The sequence below is a fragment of the Salinisphaera sp. G21_0 genome, from assembly GCF_017744115.1.
Taxonomy (GTDB): domain Bacteria; phylum Pseudomonadota; class Gammaproteobacteria; order Pseudomonadales; family Endozoicomonadaceae; genus Endozoicomonas.
On the sequence record NZ_JAGHQW010000002.1, the window covers coordinates 101,186 to 127,165 of the forward strand.

Below are 25,980 nucleotides of genomic sequence, written 5' to 3' on the forward strand. Positions count from 1 at the left end.
ATATGGAATCGCATATTTCTGGCTACTTAAAGGTCAATATTAAAGAACGAAGATTTTTTAACGTAATTTCTGACCTTCTGCATGGCATTAGGGAACCAGTTGTCCAGTCGACGGGTTTCCCGGCAAATTTCATCCGCCAGGCGAGGATTTAGAAAATCATTATAAACAACACCAACTAATGACACATCATGCTGGGTCAGCCTGTCCAGTGCAGTTTTGAATTGTGTTTGTCGGGTCACTCCAGCCATTACGATCATGATTGTCCCATCAACCATGGCACAAATGGACTCTGCGGGAATATTATTACGATTCCTGGCATTTACCGGGGAGGTATCAAAAATCACCGCGTCATAATTTTCCAGCCAATGCTCCATAAGCTTGCTCATATTGGTAATACTGCGGAATCCAAGCACATCTGTATCACAAGGGGCTGGCAGTATATCCAGGTTCACATCATTCGAACGCATAATACATCCATCAGCAGACTGAGGATTTGGCAACCAGTCGGTATGGATATGCCCGGAAATATCACCCAGTTCAGGGTGTAGCATGTTCACTTCCACCAGCAACGTTCGCTTACCATCGACTTCACTACGCTGACTTAAAGCATAAGCCAGGGTACTGCAGCCTTCTTCAGGGTTGGCGGAAGTAATAGCGACCGAACGCAACCCCTTACCAATACTGTTGCCATATACCTCTTCAATCTCCAGATAGTTTATGGGTAGCTTGATCATGGCGTAATCCATCCCAAATTCCAGAGGAATTGAATTACCGTCAAAATAGTGGCCGCATCAGCAACCCGCTCCATGATGATATGCCAGTACGACTGTGTTAGCTCTGGCACAAAAACCGTATCGCCAGCCCTCAACACCGGTAACCGTGAAGGATCTGGATCTTTCATAAAATCCATCAGATCAAATGTCGTCGATCGGTTTTCACAACAGGAGCTATTTACAATGAGTATTTTCTCAATATAAGCCGTCTCCTTTGGCCCCTGCGCCTCTGCCAGTAGATCCAGAATGGTCATATTATTGGTAAAGTCATAGCGGCCTGCCACATACACGGCCCCCATAATCCTGACCGTATCCTCAGGGTCTTTCTCGACCCACCTCCGTTCGCTGGATGGGAAAAAGATAGCATCGCCGGGCTTCACTTCTGGCAGCAAAGTATCATCCCCCGTTTCAAAGTATCGTACCAGGTCCAGTTTACTGACCTTGGGGGCTCTTTTATTTCGATGAATCACCCGTATCTTGGACAGGTCAGCTTCTGCAGATGGCCCTTCAGCCGCAGAGATTAAATCCAGGAAACCCATTTCCTCATTGAAAGCAAATCGCCCGGGCTTGGCAACAGCCCCCATCAGATAGATAGCATTTTCTTTTGGTAATTTGAGCCAGGTTGATTTATTGGATGTCGGATTTTCAGGCAGCTCAGGAATAACTATCGTCGTACCACCGGTCAGTTCCGGCATATCCGACCACGCCCCACCAATTTCTATAAACTCCTGCATATTGAACTCAATGACATTCCGCTCGTCATTGGGGCCTGGTCTGATAATTTTCACATGGGCAAGGTCTGCATTATTCGTAGGGCCTCCTGCATTACTGAGATAATCCATAAAATCTACCGATGGAGCCCACTCATAACGGCCCGGCTTTTTGATGGCCCCCAGAATTTTCAGTGAGCCTGAGGTTTTCAGTTTGATCCAGGATTGATCACTCTCGGGACCTTTTTCAGGAAAAAACACCGCATCTCCCGAGTCAATGGCAGGAAAACCTGAAATTCGACCTTCGGTAAAAGCCTGAAAGTTAAAAGGAACTACAGTACCATCACTTTTAAGCAACCTGACCGATCGAATATCGGCATACTGGGTAGGTCCTCCTGAATTTGCAATAACATCCAGAAAACCAACGCCTTCGGAGGTTTCGAATGCTCCTGGATTCTGAACTTGTCCCATCACATAAACTTTACGTGCCCCACCAGAGACAGAATCAACCTGCTGAGCAACAAAGATGGTTGCCCCCGGATCCAATATTGGCAGATCTTCATCTTTACCACTTTCAAGAAACTGCTTCAGGTTGAACATCTTGGGCTCTAAACCGGAAAGCACCCGAATCTGCTCAACATTGGCATACCGTGTAACACCCCCACCTTTCAAAAGGGCATCCACAACATTGATACCTTCCTCGAAAGGAAAGCTAACGGGCTTAAGTACTTCACCAAATACCTTGATCACGGTTCTGTCAGAAACAGAATCAACCGCTTTATTATCTACGGCTCTTGGCTCTCCATGGACGCTGCTCAAGCCAGGCGAGGTAGGCACAAAAATTTCATCCAGAGACTTTATCTCCGGAAGAACACTGGGATCACCGGTATCCAGGTAACGTTTAAAGTTAAAAACAGTCTTTTTACCATCTCTTCTCAGTTGCAGCTTATTCAGCTGGGCACCATCAACGAAGCCCCCAGCTTCCGTAATCGCCATTTGAATATTACCGGTACTGGGCAGTTCTACTTCGCCAGGCTCGTTGACAAAGCCCAGCACATTGATCAATAACCGTTTTTCCCTCAAATGGATGGTCAGTTTATCAAGGCCGAGAAAAACATCGGAAAGCGCCGTATAAATGGCTTTATCTGCTGCCCTTAATGTAAGGCCAGCTATTTTCAACTGACCTATTTCAGGAAGATGGATAGTCCCATCCCTGCCAATAAGAAAGTTCGTATTGAACCCCTCTTCTCCCGGCAGCCCAATGACCAGAATATCCCCTGACTGCAATTGATAATGCACAGGATCCTTCTTCCGGACTGCCGACATATCAACCTCAACGTCTGATGCGTCAGCTACTTCCGGATCAGGTACTCCCGGGTCAGCCAATTCTGGTTCAGTCGCCTCTGGAATACTCTCTTCTTCGTTTACCGGTGTAACCGAAGCGGGGGCTTCTATGCCAGCGCTTTGATTATTTTCCAAATCAGATTGTGGTGAAATCTCTTGATCACTGCCCTGCTGATTCTGCGGATCAACTGTTTTCTCACGGACTTTCTCCCGTAAAGAAATAAGAACAGCATCATCGGCTTCCAGCTGCCATTGTGCAGACTTTTCAGCCGACACTTTAATATGTTGGCTGCTCCTTATCAGGGTAAAGTCTGCGTCAACATCAGTATCATCAAAGAAAGAGTGGTATGAATTAAGGCTGGTTAACAATGAGTCATTGGGAAAAGGGTACTTACCGGGGTTTTGGATATCACCAAGGATGGCAATATTTATCAAACCTGTCGGGGCGATATAGTTTATGCTCTCTATATTGTAGGATTCGTGGGCTTCCCTGTGTATTTCAGCAGAAGCAGCCTCTTCATCCATTCCCATAAAATTGAGAATCATTCCATCAGGGAAAGTGATTGCCATAGCCTCATCAACCTGCAGCAGAGGAAGAGTCCCACCGTCATCATTCAGCTTTATGATGAACACCCCACCTTTTTCGATGGGTGCATTTGCAGATACTCCGCCAGAATACACGCCAAGCAACAAGAGGATTGCCAGAGTTTGCAACAGCCTGCCGCATATACCTTTGTAATAAAGCGTTGTCATTGAGGCTCCCGCATAAACAGCCTTAAGTTTATGGGTTTAGGCCAGTCTGAAAACCCCAGCACAGAATCATCAGCTCGTAATGGTTTATGGCTCTTTTGAACCTGCCCTGCAGCATACTGTAAAGGACATCCTTTATCTTCAGCCATCGCTTCCATCATTAAACGAACCTTTTCCAGGGTAGAAAATGATTCACTTAATCGATTACTGGCATCACCGAGAAGATCACCATCAATTTCATAAATAGCAAGCTGATGCAGATCATTAATTATGCTCATCTGCCCGGGAAGGCAATATTCACCCCCCGCTTTTTTGAGCTCAAGGTATCTGGCCTGGCTAATCTCTAATAAGTTAATCACATAAGATCGATCAATATCCCTGACATTGCGTTTTTCATCAACTGAAAGGCTATAATCACGGTCAGCATGAAGTGGCCATAGAATCACACATGAAGGAAGTAAAGGAAAAAAAAGACAAATAAAAAGATACCTGGTAGATTTTCCACCCGGCATTAAGTTAGAAAAAAATAAAAATAATTTATTTTTTTGACAGATACTCTTCGATACTCTCATATTGCTTGATCGTCTGGTTAATCCTGAGCATTGTCAATAACTCGTCAGGCTTTCCATTAACACCAAGCAATCCAAGATTTCTACTCTCGGTCTTTAGACGCTTATAAAGAAAAACCAGCGCACCGATGCCTGAAGAATCAAGCTCATTAACAGAACTCATATCAACAAGGACATCTCCTGCACACTCTTTAATTAAATGATCAAAATGACCCCTAACCTCATTCACTGTCTCTGCATTGAATTTATTATGTAATTCAATAATATCACAGCTACTGGCTTGATAAGTCGCGTAATCCATTACCTGCTACTCCCAACTTCAATACTTCTTATTATTTATCTGTTAAAAGTAAAACATAACTTTAAACAACACACATTTAATTAGATTAGACAAAAGAACTAGAGATGCATTCTGAAAAAGTCATTTTAAAAAAACGAGTAAAAGATCACAAAACAGACTTAGGAATTAAAAACAAATTAAAATTTCTTTTTTTTATAAAACACAAATCTGAGCAAACCCTATAGTTAATTTAGTAAGGCTGTAAAAACACCAATCAGACAACACGCCTTAATACATTCAGATATGAAGCTGTATCCAAATAACTCTGAATCAATGGCTAATAATTAAAGTTATTTTTATGGATACCCAGAAGGGCATGCATTCTGCAGAACACTTATCCATCAAACTGCTTAAGGCGGTCCTTCTATGTGCCTGTACATTAGGCGTTTTATTAAGCCTTGTGCAAGTATTTCTGGATGCTCACCTGTCCAACGCTGATATTGATCGAAAAGCCAGGGAAATGCTGGCAATGATTCATGATCCCGCCAGCAGGGCAGCCTATCGTCTTGATACCGATATGGGACAGGAAGTACTGAATGGTCTGTTGGAAATGAAATCTGTGCAGATGGCAGCAATACACCTGGACGATACGTCAAAACTGGCCAGGGTGGAGAGACCCATTTTTGCTTCCCGATACCGCCTTCTCTCTGACTATATTTTTGACCCCATCCGTATATACCGCCAGCCACTGTATAGCAATGAACCAGAGAAAGAGCACTTTGGGGAGCTGATTCTATCCATTGATACGGCTTACGAAGGTAAGGCGTTTATTCAAAGATCCGTCGTTGTGATATTCGCCGGAATAATCAGAGCCATAGCAATGGCTCTGTTAATGTACCTGATCTGTTCAACGCTGCTGACTCGCCCCATGAATCGTTTGATTCGCCATTTATCAAGTATTGACCCTGAAGAACCGGGACAACAGCAACTGCCTGTGCCTGAAGGTAATGAAAATAATGAGTTAGGTCTCTGGGTCAGAACGGCCAATAAACTGTTAACGTCCATTAACTACCATCAAAGTCTGCGTCAAAAAGCAGAAGCCCGTATCATGCGGCTCTCCCAATATGACTACCTGACCAGACTGCCAAATCGCCGCACCCTACAGAAACAGATCAATACCTTTATCCAAAAGGCCGCAAAGAAGCATGAGAACATTGCCATTCTCTGCCTCGGACTGGATGACTTTAAATCATTAAATGCCCAGGTCAACTTCAATGCCGCCGAACATATCCTGGTAAAAGTCTCGGATCGCCTTAGAAACTGTATTGGCAATAAAGCCTATATTGGCCGATTAGGTGAAGATCAGTTTGCCATTATTCAATCAAAGATCGAGCAACCCTATGAGGCTGCTGAAATGGCTCAGTCTCTGATCAAGCAGCTTGACAGACCTTTCGAGATTAACGGTGAGCAGCTGACCATCAGTGCTACTGTGGGAATAACGCTCTTTCCTGATGATGGTGAGGATGTCGACACCCTACTGCAACAGGCTGAATTTGCCATGATCATGGCCAAGTCCAGAAGCCACAATCGCTACCAGTTCTATGTAGCTACTATTGATACCGAAATCCGCCAGCGCAAACGGCTGGAGATGGACCTCCGCCAGGCCCTTGAAAAGCGCGAACTCAGCCTGGCCTTTCAGCCACAGTTTAACTATCAAAAAGGCGAGCTGGTGGGTGCCGAGGCCTTGCTGCGCTGGAATCACCCGGAGAAAGGGTTGATCTCGCCAGATATGTTCATTCCCATGGCAGAACACAGTCTTGATATTATTCCTATTGGTAACTGGGTTCTGGAAAATGCCTGCCAACAGTTAAACAAGTGGCATCTTGACGGTCATCAAAACCTGCGTATGGCAGTCAACCTCTCGACCATTCAGCTGCAGGATCAGAATATAGCTGATCGAATCGCTTTCTTACTGAATAAATACCAGGTTCCCCCTGAAACCCTGGAGCTTGAGGTGACAGAAACCTCCATTATTGATGATCTGGAAGCATCGAAAGCCCAGCTCCAGAATATGAAAAGTATTGGGGTAACACTGGCGCTTGATGACTTTGGAACGGGTTATTCCTCTCTGGGTTACCTTAAACAGTTTCCATTCGACAAAATCAAAATTGATAAGTCCTTTGTCGAAGATCTTCCTGATAACCGGGAAAACTGTGGCATTGTTGAAGCTATTGTTCAGATTGGCAAGAGCTTCGGCCTGAAAGTTCTGGCTGAGGGTGTAGAGACTGTCGAACAGGCAACCTATCTGGCTGAAAAAGGCTGTCAGGAAGGACAGGGCTATTACTACGGAAAACCATTATCCGCCCATGACTTTATCAGTCTCATATCAAGTCAGCGTGTTTTGTCGAGTAATACGCAGGAAAAGGCTGGAAATCATGAGGCTCAGGGAGACAATAATGACTGATCATCCCATTGTCATACTCCTGGACTCCCGACAGGCAGGTGGTATCGAAACCCATGTTTACCAACTTGGCAAAGCGCTGAAAAACAGCGGCTGGCCTGCAGAAATCTGGTTTTACCAAAAATATCAGGCTGAACATCCCCTTGAACAGGCCTTAACAGACTCGGCCATCAGTTTTCGCTATCTCAATGGCAAATTGACCGGGCTGATCTCAGCGCTCAAAGACACATCGCCTCTGTTACTTCACACCCATGGATATAAAGCCGGTATTGTTGGCCGCCTGGCTGCAGTATTCAACAGAACACCTATTGCTTCCACCTTTCATAATGGTGATCCGGGTGAAGGTATGGTCCGGCTATACTCACTGCTTGATCAGCTGAGCAGCCCCATTTCTCAAAATATTGCCGTCAGTGACGAGATTGCCAGAAGGTGGATCAGTACTCCCCATCGGATTGATAACTTTGTGGATGTTCCGGAACATCTCCCATCTTCGGGAACAGCCATCGCCTTTGTTGGCCGGTTAAGTCACGAGAAAGGTCCTGACCTGTTTCTGCAGCTGGCCAAGCACCAGCCACACCTCCCCTTCCGGCTTTACGGCAGTGGCCCAATGGAAGAAATACTGCATAAGCAGCAGGTCAATAACGTCATGTTTATGGGGCAGGTTCAGTCTATGGAAACCCATTGGCGTGACATTGGCCTGTTGTGCATAACATCCCGTTTTGAAGGGCTACCCATGGTGGCACTTGAAGCCATGGCCCATGGCGTGCCTGTCCTCAGTTTCCCATTAGGAGGACTACCGGACCTCATTGTCCAGGGCTTCAATGGCTGGACGTCTCCGGTTGGCGACCTTAATGAAATGAGCAATTTACTGCAGTTCTGGGACTCATTGCCAGAAGCCGTGAAATGGCAAATCAGAGAAGCCTGTATTGCGACGGTGATCAATAACTATTCAAGTCAGGCGATCCTGCCAAAGATTCTTGATGTCTACCAGCAAGCCGTCCAGGCAAAAGGCTACGATTGGCCAAATACGCTCAAAGCGTTACCAGTTCATGGCCTTGCAGATAAGAAACAGAATCGCTCTCACACAGTCGGATAAACCAAATGGAACTCAGCCAGAATGTTATTAAAGGATTGAAAGTTGGAGCTATGCTGCGCCTTGTGGCACAGATCTTCACTTGGCTCAATACACTGATTCTGATCCGCCTACTGACACCCGAAGATTATGGCCTTATGGCCATGACCATGGCATTTATCGGTATATTTGCACTAATGGGAGACTTTGGCATTGGCAAAGCGATCATTCAGGCAGAAGAGCTGACCACAAAGCGACTCAGACAGGCATTCACGATTAACATTGTTTCCTGTCTGGTATTTTTCAGCATTTTCTTTTTAATCGCTCCAGTTATTGCCAGTTTCTTTGATGAACCAAGAGTGACAATTCTTGTCCAGGCAGTAGCCTGCCAGCATCTTATTATGATCTTCCATACCCTGCCTTACGCCATGGCAAGCCGCAAGATGCTGTTCAAAGAGCGGGAAAAAGTCCAGTTTTATACGACCCTGATGACTAGCATCGTCACCATCGCCATGGCTGCGTCGGGTCTCGGCGTATGGTCACTGATTCTGGGACATCTGTTTATGCGTCTGGCACTGACCGTTGGCTATAACTTTATTGCCCCTTGCTGGGTCAGGCCCGCATTGAGCTTCAAGGGTTTTTCTAAAATGGCAGGATTCAGTGGCGTAGCCACCATTAATGATGTACTGCGTTTTTTTATCAATATCTTTGGCAGCATCAGCATCGGCCGCCTGCTCACCAAAGCCGAGCTAGGGGTGTTCTCTGTAACCATAAATCTGGCCAATCTTCCCAGTGAAAAGATCGGCGAGCTTCTTAATCATCTGGGACTTTCATCCTTTGCCAAACTTCAGAACGAACGTGCTGTTGCAGGGCAGTATCTTCATAAATCGGTGCAACTTGCCAGTCTGGTACTTTTTCCCATGTATCTCGGTATCTGTGCCATATCCCCTGAACTGATCACTCTGGTACTCTCTGACAAATGGGCTGCCGCCATTGTCCCATTTCAAATTCTCTGCCTGACCAGCCCGTTCCGGATGCTGTCGGAAATGATGGCTACCGGGATAACCGCTATTGGTGAACCCGGCAAAAACAGCAAAACACTGCTGTTAACTATCTTGACTCTTCCTGCTTTTTTCTATGGTATCCAATATGGTGTTGCCGGGGCATGCTGGGCCTGGTTAGGTATTAACCTGATCAGTTTCGCTTTCCACCTGAAACTCATTCTGCCAGTATTTGAGCTGAAACCATCATCGTTACTGAGCGCTCTTTTACCGAGCCTCAGCAGCTCCATTATTATGCTGGTGGGTTTACTGCTACTTCGAGATCAACTTACCGGTCAGGTGCATGAGGCCGCTCAAATGTTCCTGATGATTCTGGCTGGAGTACTGCTGTTTTCCGCCACACAGTTACTACTTTTTCGCCGCCAGCTTTTTACCACCATTAATTACTTAAGGCACTAGGGTGGTTAAAGATGCAGCTACCCAACCTTGAGCGGCTGTTTATTAATCGCTACCAGACCGTAAACGTCACCGCCTACTGCGTACTTGCTGCACTGCCAAGTCTGATATTCCCACACCCGGTAGCCTTGCTACCGCTGGCAGTGATCCCATTGGGTTTGCTGTTTATCCTTCGCAAACCCTTTGTGGTTTGCCTGATTTTCATTCTTTTCTCTTTTTTCAGACTTCATGAAGTATTTCCACAGCTGGACCCCATAAAGATTCCACTATTAACAGCGCTGGCCTCATACTTTGTTCTGGCCTGGCATATTTTTCTGACCGAAAAGGTTAAGGTCTACTGGCGACATGAACATACCATTTTTGCCCGGTTTTTCGGTTGGGTTGTGCTTGGTATTGCATTTTCCAGCTATCCCCCTGCAGCTTTCGGTGCCTTTACCAGTGTGTATATGAAAATAGGTATCATGGTGTTGGCCATCTCGTGGATGATGACCGAGCACTGGCACTTCAAACTGGCGCACTTTATGATCATATGTTCCGGTCTGGCAGTTGGCGCTGTCACCCTGTATAACAATGCCAATGGTATTGGTATGGTTGAGGAAACCCGTGTCACCATTCCGGGTACCAGCCTGGGTGATCCTAATGACCTGTCGCTGGTTCTCAGTTTTCCGATGAGCTATGCGGTTGCATACGCCTCCACCAAAGGTACCGGCAAGTTCAGAACACTCCTTGGCCTGACCGGTATTATTGTCTTTGTTTCATCAATCATTGCTACACAGAGCCGCGGAGGTTTACTGGCGACTGTTGCCGTATTTGGTATCTTTGGTCTTAGAATCATCAAATCGAAACTACTGCTCATTAGTATTGGCAGTTTTGCTTTGATGATTCTGGTGGCCGCTGCCGGCATCAGCGATCGTAAATCCGGGGGGGCAGCTGAGGATGGCATTGATGAGTCAGCCATGGGACGCATCCATGCCTGGGAAGCGGCTTTTAACATGGCCCTGAGAAACCCGATGACGGGCGTTGGCCTCGACCTCTTTCTGGATAATTACTGGGATTATGCAACCCATAGCCGGGCGGAGGGTAAGGCTCATGTTACTCATAGCACCTGGTTTCAGGTTATGTCAGAGTCTGGTTTTGTCGGTTTTGGCCTGTTCGGCTTTATGATTTTCACCATTTTCATGTCCATAATGGGCTCATTGAAAAGGCTGGACCAAAGTAAAGGTACACCAGAGTATGATCCCCATATCTCAGCCATTGCAGCAGGAACCTACGCCGGGCTGGTCGGCTTCTGTGTATCCGGGACCTTCTTAAGCCAGGGTTTTCTGTGGCCGGTCTATATCATCACTGCAATAAGTATTGCCATTGCCAATTATACAGATAACCATTTCCACCGTGAGCAGGGTCAATAATAATTTCCAACTATGAAATCTTGTATCTTGAATTTACAGTCAATATTTTTAAATTCTGGCATTGTATTGGTACAATTGTTAGTCACAAATGTTTAGCCGCGTCCAGCCTGGGAGGCTTTTAAATATTTGACAGTTTTCTAAAACATTTAATCACCTTTTACCTTTGGTTCAATCTTTTGGCTCTACTGGCTTTGCCAAACAATTTATGAAGGTCATTATGCAAACCACAATTTTTATTTCCCTGTAAATCATAAACAATTTAGGGCATACGACTGTTTCAATGTTAGTTTTTGCCGTTATTATCAGGTAAATCATTCTGAGTCAGCTTTCAACGATGCAAAAAATGATACAAAAAAAATTGCCTTTACCGCGTATTCATCCCATATAAGGTGAGCTGCTTACTAGATTGATTGAGTATACTCCGGTCATGACAAATAATTAATGAGAACTCAGAATCAGACAAGCCAGGGACTTATCATATGCTAGAAAACCTGAAGGCAAAAATAAAAAAAAGAGACTCTATGGCAGGAAAGATTCTTTTTCCCCTATTAAAATCTATTCAAAATTTTGAAGTACCGGTAATCAGACCGATTCATGGATTAATGTATCACCTGCATAAAGTAATTACAGGTACTTTCAGTAATTTGACTCGTATTTTCTACTGGACTCCGGTGTTGAAATCCCAGCTCGCCAATATCCCGGGAAAGCTCTATCTTTACGATGGCATGCCTCTTCTACTGGGGCCATTAAAGATTACTTTGGGTGACCAATGTCGACTGTCTGGCCATACTACCATCAGCGGGAGAGCCTCTTCTCTGAAGAGTCCCGAATTGAAAGTTGGTAATAATGTAGACATTAGCTGGCAAAATGAAATTTTTGTCGGCGACCGTATTGAGATTGGTGATAACGTTCGGTTAGCCGTTAAAGTCAGGCTGGTTGGTTACCCCGGTCATCCTGTTGATCCGGTAGCCAGAGCCCGGGGAGAACCGGATACGGATGATCAGATTGGCAGCATTATCATCGAAGATGATGCATGGCTGGCCGCTGGAGTTACTGTTATGGGTGGCGTAACCATCGGAGCGGGAACGATTGTTGCTGCTGGCAGTATTGTCACCAAAGATTTGCCTTCCGGAGTTCTTGCCGGGGGAATTCCCGCCAGGATCATCAAATCACTGGATTTGCCTTCGGAGAGTGGCAATGGCTGATCTCATTGTATTTGGAGAAGACTGGGGAGGCTTACCCTCCAGTACCCAACACCTGATCAGTCATTTAATGAAAAGACATCGGGTCATCTGGGTAAACTCCATTGGCATGAGGTCGCCGCGGTTTTCGATAAGGGATATAAAAAGAGTCCTGCAAAAAATGCTGGCCATGCTTAAGCGTACCGATAAACCTGCGCAAACGTCCTCAGAGCCAATAACCCCCATTATCATCAATCCCAAAGTTCTCCCTTTTCACCGGTTCAAACGGGTTCGTCAACTGAACAAACGACTTTTACTGAATGACATTAGCAGAGCAATAGAGCTGGAAGGATTTGATAAGGTTATTCTCTGGCTTTCACTGCCCACTGCCGTCGATATGGTGGGTAGCTTGAATGAACAGGCTTCTATCTACTACTGTGGTGATGATTTTGAAGGCCTTGATGGTGTGGATCATACAATGGTCAAGCCATTAGAACAGGAACTGACTGAAAAGGTTGACCTGATTCTTGTCGTCAGCAAAGCACTGGCAAGGAAGTTTACTCATCCCAACACCATCATTCTGCCCCATGGTGTTGATTACCCGCTATTTTCATCACCGGCAGACAGACCCCATGATCTTCCGGAAAATGGCCCCATTGCCGGTTTCTACGGCAGCATTTCTGCCTGGCTGGATACTGATATACTGGTTCAATCCGCTATTGCCCTGCCCAGCTGGCAATTTGTTTTTATTGGCGATATTAAAACGGATGTCTCATCACTTCAGGCTCTGCCAAATGTACACTTTCTGGGAGCCAGGCCCCATCATAAACTGCCCTCCTATATTCAGCATTGGAATGTAGCCATGCTGCCCTTTCGTAACAACAAACAGATAGCGGCCTGTAATCCCCTGAAGTTGAGAGAATATCTTGCATCGGGTACTCCAATTGCAGCCACTTCTTTTCCCGCAGCTAGAGAATATGAGAATCTTCTGGCAATTCAGTCACCTAAAGAGCCATTTTCCAGAGTTATTTTGAGGGCCAATGAACTGAGGGAAGAGAAAGACTGTCGGCAGAACAGGGTCTCAACCGAATCATGGCAGCACAGAGCCACGCAGTTGGAAGCGCTGATTAACCACTTATCACGTTAAACACACACGGCTCATTTAATTAATTTCCTCCTAAAACAGCAGCTACAATTAACAATAAAGAAGCATAAATACTTGTATTTATTATTAGAAAGTGTCACAGAAGCTAACACTATTACCAATCAGGAAAATCAACTGTTCAGGTAAGGACAAAAAACTGTCAATCAATGACGATTTTCCACTGAGCCAGTTGGCTGAATAGTAATATGAGGCTGATAACAGGGAAGTCACGGTGATTAAGCGATATGGATCCCGCAACATTACGATACTGCTGTTGTTCAGTATGTCACTCCTTTACGGCTGCAAATCACAACTGAATTTTCAGTCCCTGATGGATAAGGAGCAAGCAAGATCAACACAGCAGATTGCGGATGTCATCGAGCAAATGAATGAAACAAAAAAAACATTACCTATTTCCAAAAACAGGTATACTCGTCAATTGTCTATCAATTTCACTCAAAAGGAATTAGAGGTTAATAATCAACATAAACAAGTTATTGATCTTTTTTTTAATTCCTTACCCGAAAGCCAGCATCTCAACATCACTATTTCTGTAGCCCCCTCTTCTGCCGGTCAGCCCTTCAAAAAACTGAATGACTCCTGGGCAAGGCTACAGAGTCTGAAAAATATACTGGTGCAATATGGTGAAAAAATAGAGCTGGTTTACCAACCTGAACTGGACCTTGATTCAGCCACCATTCATGCGGTGGGCAATGATATTTCCGGAGGTAATGGTGTCCAGTGAAATGCTGAGAAACCTCTTTCGACTTCTCAGCGCAGCCTGGCGCCGTCGCTACACTATTTGTGTGCCTGTTCTCATCATGCCGGTGGTTGGTTTGATTGCCAGTTTTATGGCCCCAAAATATTATGAAGCACACACCACCATACTGCTCCAGAATACCACTGAGCTAAACCCGATTCTGGAAGACTTCACCATATCCACAAACCTGGAAGAACGGCAATTAGCGCTGCAAATACTCCTTAAGAGCCGCAAAGTATTAAAGGGCGTAGCTAAAGCCATTGGGTTTATCGACTATAAATCCTCTGAGGAGCAAATAGATGAGGCCATTGATGAGCTATCAAGTTCACTATCTATCGTCTTCGGCGGTGAACTGGTCAAAATCTATTATAGAAGTCAGAACAAAACCGATATTAAAGAGCTGCTGACCAAAGTTACTCAACACTTCCTTACTCTGGTTCAGGCACCACAAAAATCATGGCAGGTTGCCTCAACCCAGTTTCTCAAGGAGCAGGTAGATAGTCGACACAAGGAGCTTTCTGAAGCTGAGCTGGAACTATCTGATTACAAGGCAAGGTTCGCATTGGAGCTTCCGGAACTCCATAAAGCGAACGTAACCAGATTGGCAGAGCTCCGCCAGCTGTTAATGGAAAAAGAGACAGAACTGGTGGGTGCCAAAGCCGCAATGGAAGAGTTCAATGGTAACCTGGCTCAAACCAACCCCGTTATCGGTAAACTTGAAGAGCGAATTATTAACACCCGCACTAAACTGAGTATGCTTCGCTCCCGTTATACAGACAGGCACAGCAAGGTTCAGACGCTGGTACGAGAGCTCGATAGGTTGCAAGCTGAACGCCAGCGTATGATTGCTGAAAGCAGTCAGTTAAAAACGGAAGATGTTCAACGTCTCTGGAACCTGGCGTCATCAACGCCCTCTGTTTCAGTGGATAGACCTCAGGGAGGACAGACCACCATACTGGCCTCTCAGCTGCAGGCGGTTCAGGAGGCTAAAGCCAAAGTGAACAGCCTGGAGAATGAAGTAAAAAATATTAAAGATCAAACCGACGAGCTCCAGAATAAAGTGCAGCAGTTTGCTGAAGTAGAGCGGACTCTCGTTGAACTACAACGGGATTTTGGTATTAAACAAAAACTTTATGATGATTTTCTGAATCGTTATGTCATGGCAAAAGTGGCGGAAGACCTGAGTTCTTATCAAGAGTCAGAACAGGTTAAAATCATCGACGAACCTTTCACACCCAGCAGCCCTAATGCCCTTCCTGCTTCATTATTTATTGTGGCAGGCGTCTTTGCCGGTCTGGGTATCGGTACAGGTCTGGCAGCAATTTCAGAAATATCTGATAGCACCTTACGACTTCAGGATAGTATTGAACGAATTGCGGGTGTCCCCGTTCTGGCCAGGATACCGTCCATGCCCAAAGCCCCAATCCTGGTTTACGATCCGGAAAAAGACTGGTTCGATGAGGGGGAGGTATCATCATGACAGCATCTCCCGTTGTAGCACAGATAGTCCAGCACCTTGCCCCTGGCGGTATCGAGACAATGGCTTTAGACATACAGCGAAAAGCCAGAAATCCGGAGCATGTTCATATTATCAGTCTCGAGGGAACACCCTCTGAAGCGATTGAGCATTGGCCAAGACTTCAGGGCATGGAAAGAGTTCATTTTCTGACCAAACCTCCCGGATTGAGTCTCTCGTCGGTTACCAGGCTCGCACGACTTTTACGACAACTTAATGTTGATGTGGTTCATACCCACCACGTAGGCCCCCTTATCTATGGTGGCATCGCCGCCAAACTGGCCAGATGTGGCCATGTACATACTGAGCACGACGCCTGGCATCTTAACCAGCAAAAACGACGCTGGCTGGTAGCTGCCTGCTTCCACCTGCTAAAACCCGCCGTTGCCGCAGATGCAGAACTGGTTGCCGCCAGCATTCGACAGCATATTCCACTCTTTACACCATCCGTGGTTCTTAATGGAATTGATACGGATAAATTCCAACCAGCAAACCAAACCGCAGCCAGAAATAAACTGAATCTCCCCCGGGATGCGGCCATTATTGGTTGTGCGGCACGTTTTACCGAGGTTAAAAACCATGACCTTTTGATCCATGCTTTTTCCAGACTACCCGACAGTGCACACCTTGCGCTTGCCGGTGGAGGCGAACTTGAACATGAACTCAAAGATCTAACCAGGCGGCTTAACCTTGAGCAACGGGTACACTTTCTGGGGGTCATTGATGATATGCCCGGCTTCTACCACGCTATAGATATTTTCTGTCTTGCCTCAAAAAAAGAAGGCCTCCCACTCTCGCCGCTGGAAGCCCAGGCTTGCCAGAGAGTTGTAGTCTTGACCGATGTGGGAGGCTGTCGTGAAGCGGTTGATCCCGAGAGCGGTATTCTGATCAAGGCTGAAAGTGCACAGGCATTGGAAAACGCTCTTAAAACACAGCTATGTTCCGGCATCAATAAAGACAAACAGGAGTCTGCACGCAATTTTGTGGTTAACCATTGCAACCTGGAGAGAATGATCAGTCAATACGATAACCTGTATTGCGGGAGGCCAATGTGATTGAGTGGCTGGCCTTAATTATCTTCTTCACGGCAGGCATGGTGATTGTATATCACCATATTGGTTATCCCATCGCTCTGAAATTAATGACACAGGGACTGGAAAACACACGCCCCAACTTTTATCAACGACACCACCACATTACGCCTCTTGATCATATGCTGCCAAGCATCAGTCTGATCATGCCCGCCTATAATGAAGCTGGCACTATTCAGGAAAAACTCAGAAACCTCGCTGCCCTTGATTACCCGGACTATAAACTGAAAGTGATTCTGGTTTGCGATGGCTGTACAGATGGTACAGCCCAGCTTGCAAGGGAGACACTGGCCGAGCCTGAATGCAACCATCTGAACTTATCGGTAGTAGAGAAGCCTGAAAACGGTGGAAAAGTCGCTGTTTTGAATGAAGCCATCAGCCTCTCCCGTTGCAGCGTAGTTGCCCTCTCCGATGTGTCATCACTGTTATCAAACGATAGTCTTTTAATCGTTGCGGCTCACTTAAGCAATGAAAACACCGGGGTAATTTGTGGTAGCTACCACTTTTTACAATCACTCAGCGTTGGCGAGCAGGCTTACTGGCAGTATCAGCGAAGCATTAAAACAAGAGAAAGCTCTCTGGGTGCAACCCTGGGTGTGCATGGTGCATTTTATGCCTTTCGCCGTGAGCTGTTTGACCTGATCCCCGCAGACACGATCAATGATGATTTCACCCTTCCGGTACAAATAACCATGAAGGGCTATCAATGTCTTTATGACCCGAGAATCATCGCCATAGAACTCGAGCAGGCATGCAATGAGATGGATTTCCAACGAAGAAAGCGAATTGCTGCCGGCAATATTCAACAGGCCATTCGTCACGCTGGCTTGTTACATCCAAAGTTTGGAAAAATCGCCTTCAACTTTTTTTCTGGTAAATTTCTGCGCCCATTCATGCCGCTGTTCCTGTTTATGGTACTGGCATCTTCAGCATTACTGTCTCTGTCCTACCCTGTTTTTCAGATTATTCTGGCCATTCAGATGGGCATTTACAGCATCACTGTCTTTTATATCTTCCGTCGTTCACAACCAGATCATAAGAAATTGAGAGTACTTTTTTATCTGGTATCCGGGCACCTGGCTATGGCTATCGGATTGATTAGCTATCTTTCAGGCCAAACCAAAGGCCAATGGAAAAGAGTAACTACTGAAACATAAGGATTTAAACACGTACTTAAGGAGTGTACCCATGAAAGAGTCAACCTACGTCCATCCTCTCGCCTCAATGTGCAAACGGTTAATGGATATTCTTATCGCCTTGGCCGGGCTGGCAATCACCCTGCCACTGTTTCCCTTTATCGCGCTGGCCATTCGTCTTGATAGCCCCGGACCCATTATTTATCAGCAGATGCGTATTGGCTATCAAAAGGAAAACTATATCCGCTTATTTATGATGAAAAAATTCAGAACCATGCGGAATGATGCCGAGTCAGGAACAGGCCCTGTCTGGGCTCAGAAAAATGACCCGAGAATTACCAAAGTGGGTAACTTCCTGAGAAAAACCCGTCTTGATGAACTGCCACAACTCTGGAATGTACTGATTGGTGATATGGCCATTGTTGGTCCAAGACCTGAGCGACCAGGGATGTACAATAAACTGGAAACGAACATTCCATTTTACAGCGAACGAACGTTTGATGTTGTTCCCGGTATTACCGGCCTTGCCCAGGTCAACATGGGTTATGATGAAACATTGAATGATGTGAGAAATAAAGTTGCCTATGACCATGCCTACGCCCTGGCTCTGAGCAGCCCATGGGAATGGCTGAAAATGGATATTTACGTCATGTTCAAAACCATTTTTGTCATGGTAACCGGCAGAGGGCAGTAGAGGGGCAATCAGCTCTGCTGAAACAAAACACCGGCAATCTCATCCAGGCCTTGCCTTAAGGCCTCCCGGCTATGCACGCCTGGCTGGTGGGTATCAGCCAATGGCATGGTGTGTATATCACATCGAAGGTTTCCCGGTGGTTCATTCTCCGCAGGCCACAATAGCACGTCTGGATATACGCCCGTCATTTCACTCATCCATGACAGTTTATCCCTGATGGACATTTTTCCGACAGCCGACACTTCCTGATTAATGTTACCCACAAAGACTTTCAGGGCCTTGCTGTTACCAATACTTTCGGCAACCTCTGGCATCAAGATCGCCGGTAAAATGCTGGTCATGAAACTGCCCGGTCCTAAAATAATCATATCTGACTCTTTTATTCTGGCGACTGCTTCATCAGTCGGCTGAATCGCAGGCAAAATCATCAACTTCTCCGGGCACTTCTCCAAAGCATCAATGGTCGTTTCACCGACCACTTCCTGACCATCCACAATAGCACCAAGGCGGGCAGGCTCTTCTGACATGGGTATCAACTCTGCACCGACCTGTAACATCTGGCGAATCAGGTTTATGGCATCCAATGGGCGAACACACATTTGATCCATTGCCAGTAAAATCAGGTTACCCAAATTGTGCCCACTGATATCACCGCTATTTTTAAAGCGATACTCAAACAGAATCCGAGCAAGGTTTGGGGTATCCGAACACAGCTGGTTAAGGCAGTTCCTGAGATCTCCCCAGGCAATACAGCCACTGCCATCCCTGAGTCGCCCCGTTGACCCGCCATCATCCGTAGTTGCAACAACGCCTGACAGGTGCCCACCGAGAAATCCCAAGCTTGCCATGACCCGACCAAGGCCATGCCCACCACCGATGGCAACAATCCGGCGACACTGATAAAGCGTTTTTACAGAATACATGGCAAGTTCTTTTATGCGAAAAAAATACGGTATAGAAGATCATTGTCTGCTAACTGCTCAGCCATCACGAAAATGATCTCCCTTAACCGGTATCAGGTTTGTGTTGAACCTATGATGCGTGGTGTTATCAGGAATAAACGTACCTGCTTAATCTTTGACTTTGACTCTGCACGGAACAAATGGCCAAGAACCGGAATATCGCCCAGCAACGGAACTTTGGTAAGCTTTGCTTCATCCTGTTCTTTATAGAAGCCACCGATTAACAGGCTCTCCTGTTCACTGATGATAGCCTGAGTATTAATTGAGCTGTTAGTCACTTCCGGTAGTTTACTCCCGATATCTTCTGTGCCCTGGCTTCCTGAACCATCCTGAATATTGACGGTCATATGGATACGTCGCCCCTGCTCTTCACGAACAATTCTTGGGGTAACCTGAACAACTGTCCCTGATGTCACCGGAAATAGTTCAGAGTCTTCATTACTGGCAACTGACACATAGAAAGTACTGCTGTTATCGAGAATGGCTTCTATGTTATCGAGTGTCAGAATAGACGGCCTTGATACAATCTTGACCCTCCCTTCATCAGCCAGTAGCTGTAAATTTGCATTAAAGGAGCCAAGTGCACTGGAGACAATGGTTGTATAGTTTGGCGTCGGGGCATTTGGGTAGGGAGTAAAAGATATCTCGGTATCATTTGAGCTGGCGGAATTATTCCAGTCAACGCCAAGCGCTCTCAGGTCCTGTGTATTGATATCAATAATTGAAACACTGATCTCTATCTGCGATGTCGGTTTATCAAGAGAAGCCACCAGTTCTTCATACATTGGCATCTTGGATTCAAGATCATGCACAATGATCGCATTCAGTCGCGGATCAGCATTGATATAGACCTCATCGGCTTCCACACCGGCATTCAGCGGGTCTCCTGCGGAGGATTCAGAACCATCTTTCATGCTGGGTTCACCGGATCTGCTGACACTCTCTGCCGGAGCCACGGATGGGTTAGGCAATCCCTGTTTGGTCACCTGGGCTACACCGCCTCCTTTAATAATTCTGGTCAGAATCGTAGCAACTCCGGGAACTGTCAGTTGCTGACCTCTGAAACTGAATGACTTATCGGTTGCCCAGGCATATTTGAGCGGAAAAGTGCGAACCGTCAGTTTACTCTTCTGACGCTCCCCCTCTTTCGCATCCAGCAGCAGTGCTGTCTGAGACACCAGCTCGATATAACGGGGAGGCCCGGAAATAAAGACAAGCCCCTCTTTCGGCTGTTCCTTCCAGAAAAAGCGACCGTCCCAAATACCAATCTTTTTCAGGGTTTTCTTCAACTGCTTTATTGGCAAATAGTTTAAGCTGATAATCTGCTGGCTGGAGGAGCTGCCATCATAAACAAACAAGGTATGCCCATCAAAATACCAGATAAAGCCATAGATATTGGCCAGATGATCCAGGAAATCAACAGGGGTCATAGGACCAATCTTGCCATTAACCTCCCCAACCACCGTATCCGCTATGATGGATGGCATATAATAACTACCCGCAAAATTCTGTAATACTTCCTTCAAGCTGTCGCCATTGCCAAAATACGCATACGGACGTACACCAAACGCTGCCAGGGCAGGTGATTCGTCATCTCCAATGGTACCTTCAAAATCATCAATCGCATCCTGAATGGCATCCTCTGCAGAAAGAACCATACCATTTCCGGATGGCGTATTGTGTCCCATCATGTAGAGGTTGGTGGAAGCTTGATTTACCTGTTGACGGTCGTCTTTCTGGGCAAAGTTATAATCAAAGTCAGATGTGGCCGCATAATGAGTTTGACTACCATACTGGGAGATACCAGCCTCTTTCCCGGACAGTTGTCCATCATTGATATATGGCATTAGTCGTGCTCTTTCGGCATCAACAGGTGAGCCATCTGGCTTGGGAAACGCCCTGGCATCCAGTGGCCTCCCCCAGGAAACAGAATCCCCGGCTGAACCGGGAAAAACTCTGGCGTCCAGGGCTCTCCCCGGCTCGGCTGAAGGACGGTCAGGCTGTTCCGACACGATGTCGGATGGGAAATAGATAATCTGTCCTACCCGTAAGGACTGAGTAGTATTCAGTTTGTTATAGCGGGCAAGCTCATTTACCTCAAACCCGTAACTGCCGGCAATCACTTCCAGAGTCTCATTGGGACGCACTAAATGTTTTCTGGTTTGCGGCTCTTCAGATGACCAGTTCGCCAGCGCCTGAAAGGTAATCGCCAGTAAAAGGGACAGGATTATCAGGGTATTTCTTATAAAGCCCATCAGACGCGTGCCTCCATGCTCATGTCTGCTCCAGCTTATTCAACAGCCCTTAATGAATAGATGCCTTGTAAAGTCGGGAGTGTCAATAATCGTTCGTTACACACCAGTTTATCGGAAAACAAACTGGATTCACCAGTATTTCGTCAAAAAAATAATTAAAATGAGAAAAATCCATTTATCACTTTGTATACCCGCCGATAGAACGAAAGGATTAAATTATCAGGCGGACTTTACCATGGCAGCACCAGTTTCTTTCGGTAACGGTATTTCAGGTATTTCACGGATCGACAGTGCTTTAGTGCACTCAGACTATCCTAAATCAAAATCAAATTTCAGAACCTCCGGTAAAAATGTTGTTGATTACACTTGGAAGACTCTGGAAATGGACCAGAATTATGAGCAACGTGAATTTGAGTTTGCTACTAAGGCTTCCGGTCAGAATATCTCTTCAAGCCCGGAGGAGCATTACCGCTTCACACAGGATGCCATGGACTCTTTTTCCGGCTTTTTAAAGCAACTGCCTGAAAACAGCAGTAAAGCCAAAAGAATAAAAGAAGGTTTGTCAGTAATCGAAAAAGCCAAAGCTGACAGTGAATATTTAATGATGTGCCGTAATGTATTGATTGCCAGCTAAAGGATGAGTGAAATGGATAAGTCATTAAAAACCTGGATGCTGTCACAGGCGTCCTACTATCTTGAATACCAGCAGCCCAGAAAATCCATTGCTCTGTTAGAAGCACTGATGTCAATAGACAAGAAAAACCCCGATATTTACCGCATGCTCAGCTACGCCTACTTAAAGGCAGAACGACCTGAAGAATCCATTCGCGCAGCCGATAATTTTCTAAAATACGCAAAGCCCGGTAGTGATATTCGGGCTATTAAATGGATCAAGGGGCGAGCCCTGCTCAAGAAGAGAAAAGCAGCACTAAGCCGCTGATCTTCAAGACCATAGCCAGCCCCATAGCAGCGGCGCACCTCTCATGGCACAACTGTTACCCGGGCTGAATATTGGCGGCAGAAATGATCTGGTACTGGCAGGCCTGCTGGTATCCATCATCGGGCTTATTATTCTGCCCATGCCAACCCCCCTGGTGGACTTCCTTATTGCATTGAACATGGGGATTTCCACCATACTTCTGATGACCTCCATCTACCTGAAGTCTCCCCTGGAGTTTTCATCTTTTCCGGGGGTGCTGCTGATAACGACCCTATTCCGTCTGGCTCTGTCCATTACCACTACACGTCTGATCCTTCTTCAGGCAGATGCCGGTGAGATTGTATATACCTTCGGTAACTTTGTGGTAGGGGGTAACCTGGTCGTTGGTGTCGTTATCTTCCTTATCATCACCATTGTCCAATTCCTGGTCATCACCAAGGGTTCGGAACGTGTAGCAGAAGTCAGCGCCCGTTTCTCTCTGGATGGTATGCCTGGCAAGCAGATGAGTATCGATGCTGACCTTCGGGCCGGGGCCATCGAAATGGAAGAAGCTCAGCGTCGTCGTGAGCTGGTGACCAAAGAAAGCCAGCTGTTTGGTTCGATGGATGGAGCCATGAAGTTCGTAAAAGGTGATGCCATTGCCGGTTTGATCATCATCTTTGTCAACATTACCGCTGGTGTCGCTATCGGTACCGGTAATGGTATGAGTGGCGGTGAAGCCCTACAGCTCTATGCCATCTTAACCGTAGGGGATGGACTTATCTCCCAGATACCAGCCCTGCTGATATCCATTACCGCCGGTATTATAGTCACCCGTGTATCCAACGAAGATGCCAAGGACCTTGGTAATGAGATAGGCACTCAGCTTACCGATAAACCAAAGGCCCTTATGGTTGGTGGAGCACTGTTACTCGGCTTTGCCCTGATCCCCGGCTTCCCGACACTGACTTTCATGACTCTTGCTGCAGCCATTGGTGGCGGAGGCTACTTTCTGATGAGGAAAGTGGAAAAAGCCCGGACAGCTGAGGAAGATGGCGGCATTCCTGCCATGGCCGCAGCGACAGAATCACCCAGTGAGGCCAAATCCAGATTGGACCAGCAGGAAGAGTTCACCCAGACTCTGCCCTTGATTATTGATGTCCCTACCTCTGTACAGAAAAGCCTGAACACATCCTCCCTGAATGAGGAGCTGCTTAAAGTCCGGAAATCACTGTACATGGATCTCGGGGTTCCTTTTCCCGGTATACATCTGCGGTTTAATGACGCCATGGATGAGAATACCTACAGCATACTGCTGCAGGAAGTTCCCGTCGCATCGGGCTATTTCAAACCAGGCTCTCTGTTCGTGAGAGAGAGTAATGAGCACCTGGACATGCTGAAGATACCTTATGAAGTTGGCGATCCGTTTCTGCCCAGCCTCGACTCTCTCTGGGTCATTGAAGGTCAGCAGGACAAACTTGAGCGCAACAATGTCAACTTTATGGACTCCTCAAAAATCCTGACGTACCACCTGGCGCATGTCCTGAAAAAATATGCTGAAGATTTTGTGGGCATTCAGGAGACACGCTACCTGCTGGAAAAAATGGAAAGCAGTTTTGGTGAACTGATTAAGGAAGTCCAGAGGCTGTTACCCGTTAACAAGATCACCGAGATATTCCAGCGCCTGGTATCCGAAGATATTTCCATCAGGAATCTCCGCTCCATTCTGCAATCCCTGGTTGTCTGGGGACACAAGGAGAAAGAGGTTGTTCAGTTAACCGAGTATGTTCGCTCTTCATTAAAGCGCTACATCAGCTACAAGTACTCTAACGGCAAAAATATGCTGCCAGTATACCTGCTTGACCAGGATGTCGAAGATACCATCCGCTCCGGTATCCGCCAGACTTCAGCAGGCAGCTACCTGGCACTTGACCCATCGACCTCTGCCCAGTTTGTGGAAAACGTTAAGCATTCTGTTGGCAAAATAGGTCATCTTGAACATAAGCCCGTCCTGATCACTTCAATGGATATACGCCGCTATGTGCGAAAACTTCTGGAGCTGGAAGTGTATGACCTGGCAGTGCTTTCACACCAGGAGTTAACGGAAGAGATCACCGTCCAACCACTGGGCCGTATCTCCCTGTAAGCAAGGTCATACCCGTACCGGATGTAATTCTCAATCTGCTGGCACTTCGTATCAGCCAGTAAATGAGGGATGGTCTGGCAATCGCACCTTTAATCAATATCCCCATAAAAATGAATCAGCTGCTTATCACCACCGCAAAAGTTAATTAGCCGATATTTACTTTGAATTGCATTGATTAAATCATTGCTTCGAGGTAGAAAACAGGCGTTATGGACGGATGATGAGTGGAGTGTTCAGTAAGAATTGGCAGGTATGCTTTCTGCAAAAAATCTCCAAGACTAATCAAACCAGCTCTTATTATTTTCTCTCTTACTTTCGTACAAAAAAACTTCTACCCCATAAAGGGATAGAAGTTATGTTGTACGAAAATATGAGAAGTAGGGAAGAGAACAATTAACGAACTAATGCAAAAACCAGCTGGTCAATAAACTGCTCTTCTTTATAGACATGCTTTTTCATCACACCTTCAAGCTCAAAGCCACACTTCTCCAACACACGGCGAGAACCATCATTCCCGGCCTGCACATCAGCAAAAATACGGACCAGCCCCATCTCATCAAATGCATACTGGCACACATAAGAGAGTGCTTCGGTCATAATACCTTTACCCCAGTGATCCTCTGACACCCAAAAGCCAATCTCTGCGCCAAAACGATGAACATCCAGCTGAACGACAAACCCGATCTCACCAATAGCCTCACCTCCACAGTCAATAGCAAAGCGGGTTCTGGTCTCATGTTCCTTGACATGCTGAACCCAGGCTCTCGCATGCTCTATGGTATAAGGGTGTGGAAAAGTATCCCGAAGGTTTCTGGCTATCTTAGCGTTATTACCATGTTTGGCCAGAGAGATCGCATCACCATAAAGGAACCTTCTGAGGCAGTAACCATTACCCAAGTCTATATGCATATCATTATCCTGATAGTCAGCTATCAGGTAAAACATCGGCAAAAGTACCATGGGCTTTATTGATATACTTATAACCCATTGACAGGACTTAATGTGCCGAGGATTATCCAACCAAGCTGAAGTTTAAGTTTATCTAATCCATTTAGCAGGCTTGATTTTGTAAAGGGGACATCAAGATGAAAGCCCCAAACATATTTGCAGTTGAATTATAATATCAAATATAACTTTTCCTTCAAAACCCGGAGGATTTTATTATTCTTATTTCTTATTAAAGACATTCATATGATTTCATAACAAGAAAAATCCAAACCATCTTTAAAACTCAAGAGCTCTTACTAACCCAGCACAAACTAATCTAAAACAGTGATGGAAACAGGGGAATTAATAGCCCTGTAATCCTGAATTTTTAGAGGATATCACTCAGCAAGAAATAGAGAATATA

Annotated in this window: 21 protein-coding genes; 14 read left to right on the forward strand and 7 right to left on the reverse strand. The window is 46.0% G+C overall.

Features of this window, described 5'->3' with window-relative positions; all coding sequences use genetic code 11:
• Window positions 1-26 precede the first annotated feature (26 nt).
• Genes J7439_RS01490 through J7439_RS01505 form a run of 4 tightly spaced genes read right to left on the reverse strand, consistent with a single transcriptional unit; the run spans window position 27 to window position 4,447 of the window.
• Complete coding sequence (locus J7439_RS01490) at window positions 27-746, reverse strand: CpsD/CapB family tyrosine-protein kinase (RefSeq protein ID WP_209199919.1); 720 nt, start codon at window positions 744-746, stop codon at window positions 27-29.
• Window positions 731-3,580 (reverse strand): SLBB domain-containing protein, encoded by a 2,850-nt coding sequence (locus J7439_RS01495; protein WP_209199920.1) that lies wholly within the window; start codon window positions 3,578-3,580, stop codon window positions 731-733. The genes J7439_RS01490 and J7439_RS01495 overlap by 16 nt, the downstream gene beginning before the upstream one ends.
• Window positions 3,577-4,149, reverse strand: a complete 573-nt coding sequence (locus J7439_RS01500; protein WP_209199921.1) for a hypothetical protein — start codon at window positions 4,147-4,149, stop codon at window positions 3,577-3,579. Before J7439_RS01500 ends, J7439_RS01495 begins: the two co-directional genes overlap by 4 nt.
• Window positions 4,115-4,447 carry an STAS domain-containing protein gene (locus J7439_RS01505; protein WP_209199922.1) on the reverse strand — a complete coding sequence of 111 codons (333 nt, stop codon included), beginning with the start codon at window positions 4,445-4,447 and terminating at the stop codon, window positions 4,115-4,117. The genes J7439_RS01500 and J7439_RS01505 overlap by 35 nt, the downstream gene beginning before the upstream one ends.
• Before the next feature lie 337 nt (window positions 4,448-4,784).
• On the opposite strand from J7439_RS01505, the gene J7439_RS01510 reads away from it, so the two are divergent.
• From J7439_RS01510 to J7439_RS01560, 11 genes are all read left to right on the forward strand, one after another.
• Window positions 4,785-6,890: a putative bifunctional diguanylate cyclase/phosphodiesterase gene (locus J7439_RS01510; RefSeq protein WP_209199923.1), complete on the forward strand. Its 2,106-nt coding sequence runs from the start codon at window positions 4,785-4,787 to the stop codon at window positions 6,888-6,890.
• A complete protein-coding gene (locus J7439_RS01515) occupies window positions 6,883-7,983 on the forward strand; it encodes a glycosyltransferase family 4 protein (RefSeq protein ID WP_209199924.1) in 1,101 nt (366 codons plus the stop codon). The genes J7439_RS01510 and J7439_RS01515 overlap by 8 nt, the downstream gene beginning before the upstream one ends.
• A gap of 50 nt (window positions 7,984-8,033) precedes the next feature.
• Entirely contained in the window at window positions 8,034-9,419 is a 1,386-nt protein-coding gene (locus J7439_RS01520) for a lipopolysaccharide biosynthesis protein (protein ID WP_209199925.1), read from the forward strand.
• Between the two features lie 11 nt (window positions 9,420-9,430).
• Complete coding sequence (locus J7439_RS01525) at window positions 9,431-10,825, forward strand: O-antigen ligase family protein (RefSeq protein ID WP_209199926.1); 1,395 nt, start codon at window positions 9,431-9,433, stop codon at window positions 10,823-10,825.
• A 671-nt stretch (window positions 10,826-11,496) separates the two neighbouring features.
• The gene (locus tag J7439_RS01530; protein ID WP_353622976.1) at window positions 11,497-12,030 is read left to right on the forward strand and encodes an acyltransferase; all 534 of its coding nucleotides are present in this window, start codon (window positions 11,497-11,499) and stop codon (window positions 12,028-12,030) included.
• Window positions 12,023-13,153, forward strand: coding sequence for a glycosyltransferase (locus tag J7439_RS01535; RefSeq protein ID WP_209199928.1), 1,131 nt, complete (start codon window positions 12,023-12,025; stop codon window positions 13,151-13,153). Before J7439_RS01530 ends, J7439_RS01535 begins: the two co-directional genes overlap by 8 nt.
• 328 nt (window positions 13,154-13,481) lie before the next feature.
• Complete coding sequence (locus tag J7439_RS01540; RefSeq protein WP_209199929.1) at window positions 13,482-13,895, forward strand: hypothetical protein; 414 nt, start codon at window positions 13,482-13,484, stop codon at window positions 13,893-13,895.
• Between the two features lies 1 nt (window position 13,896).
• Window positions 13,897-15,390 (forward strand): GumC family protein, encoded by a 1,494-nt coding sequence (locus J7439_RS01545; RefSeq protein ID WP_209199930.1) that lies wholly within the window; start codon window positions 13,897-13,899, stop codon window positions 15,388-15,390.
• Entirely contained in the window at window positions 15,387-16,481 is a 1,095-nt protein-coding gene (locus J7439_RS01550) for a glycosyltransferase (protein ID WP_209199931.1), read from the forward strand. The genes J7439_RS01545 and J7439_RS01550 overlap by 4 nt, the downstream gene beginning before the upstream one ends.
• Complete coding sequence (locus J7439_RS01555) at window positions 16,478-17,674, forward strand: glycosyltransferase family 2 protein (protein ID WP_209199932.1); 1,197 nt, start codon at window positions 16,478-16,480, stop codon at window positions 17,672-17,674. The genes J7439_RS01550 and J7439_RS01555 overlap by 4 nt, the downstream gene beginning before the upstream one ends.
• A gap of 31 nt (window positions 17,675-17,705) precedes the next feature.
• Window positions 17,706-18,347 carry a sugar transferase gene (locus tag J7439_RS01560; protein WP_209199933.1) on the forward strand — a complete coding sequence of 214 codons (642 nt, stop codon included), beginning with the start codon at window positions 17,706-17,708 and terminating at the stop codon, window positions 18,345-18,347.
• Window positions 18,348-18,355: 8 nt separating this feature from the next.
• Here the strand turns inward: J7439_RS01560 and yvcK are convergent, their stop codons facing one another.
• On the reverse strand, window positions 18,356-19,270 hold the full coding sequence (gene yvcK / locus J7439_RS01565; RefSeq protein WP_209199934.1) for a uridine diphosphate-N-acetylglucosamine-binding protein YvcK: 915 nt from the start codon (window positions 19,268-19,270) through the stop codon (window positions 18,356-18,358).
• A gap of 92 nt (window positions 19,271-19,362) precedes the next feature.
• Entirely contained in the window at window positions 19,363-21,564 is a 2,202-nt protein-coding gene (sctC, locus tag J7439_RS01570) for a type III secretion system outer membrane ring subunit SctC (protein ID WP_209199935.1), read from the reverse strand.
• 79 nt (window positions 21,565-21,643) lie between these two features.
• Between sctC and J7439_RS01575 the strand changes: the two genes are divergently transcribed.
• Genes J7439_RS01575 through sctV form a run of 3 tightly spaced genes read left to right on the forward strand, consistent with a single transcriptional unit; the run spans window position 21,644 to window position 24,629 of the window.
• The gene (locus J7439_RS01575; protein WP_209199936.1) at window positions 21,644-22,198 is read left to right on the forward strand and encodes a hypothetical protein; all 555 of its coding nucleotides are present in this window, start codon (window positions 21,644-21,646) and stop codon (window positions 22,196-22,198) included.
• A 12-nt stretch (window positions 22,199-22,210) separates the two neighbouring features.
• The gene (locus J7439_RS01580; protein ID WP_209199937.1) at window positions 22,211-22,504 is read left to right on the forward strand and encodes a tetratricopeptide repeat protein; all 294 of its coding nucleotides are present in this window, start codon (window positions 22,211-22,213) and stop codon (window positions 22,502-22,504) included.
• A gap of 43 nt (window positions 22,505-22,547) precedes the next feature.
• Window positions 22,548-24,629, forward strand: a complete 2,082-nt coding sequence (gene sctV / locus J7439_RS01585) for a type III secretion system export apparatus subunit SctV (protein WP_209199938.1) — start codon at window positions 22,548-22,550, stop codon at window positions 24,627-24,629.
• Window positions 24,630-25,022: 393 nt separating this feature from the next.
• On the opposite strand, the gene J7439_RS01590 is transcribed toward sctV, so the two are convergent.
• Complete coding sequence (locus J7439_RS01590; protein ID WP_163369423.1) at window positions 25,023-25,538, reverse strand: GNAT family N-acetyltransferase; 516 nt, start codon at window positions 25,536-25,538, stop codon at window positions 25,023-25,025.
• Between the last annotated feature and the right edge of the window lie 442 nt (window positions 25,539-25,980).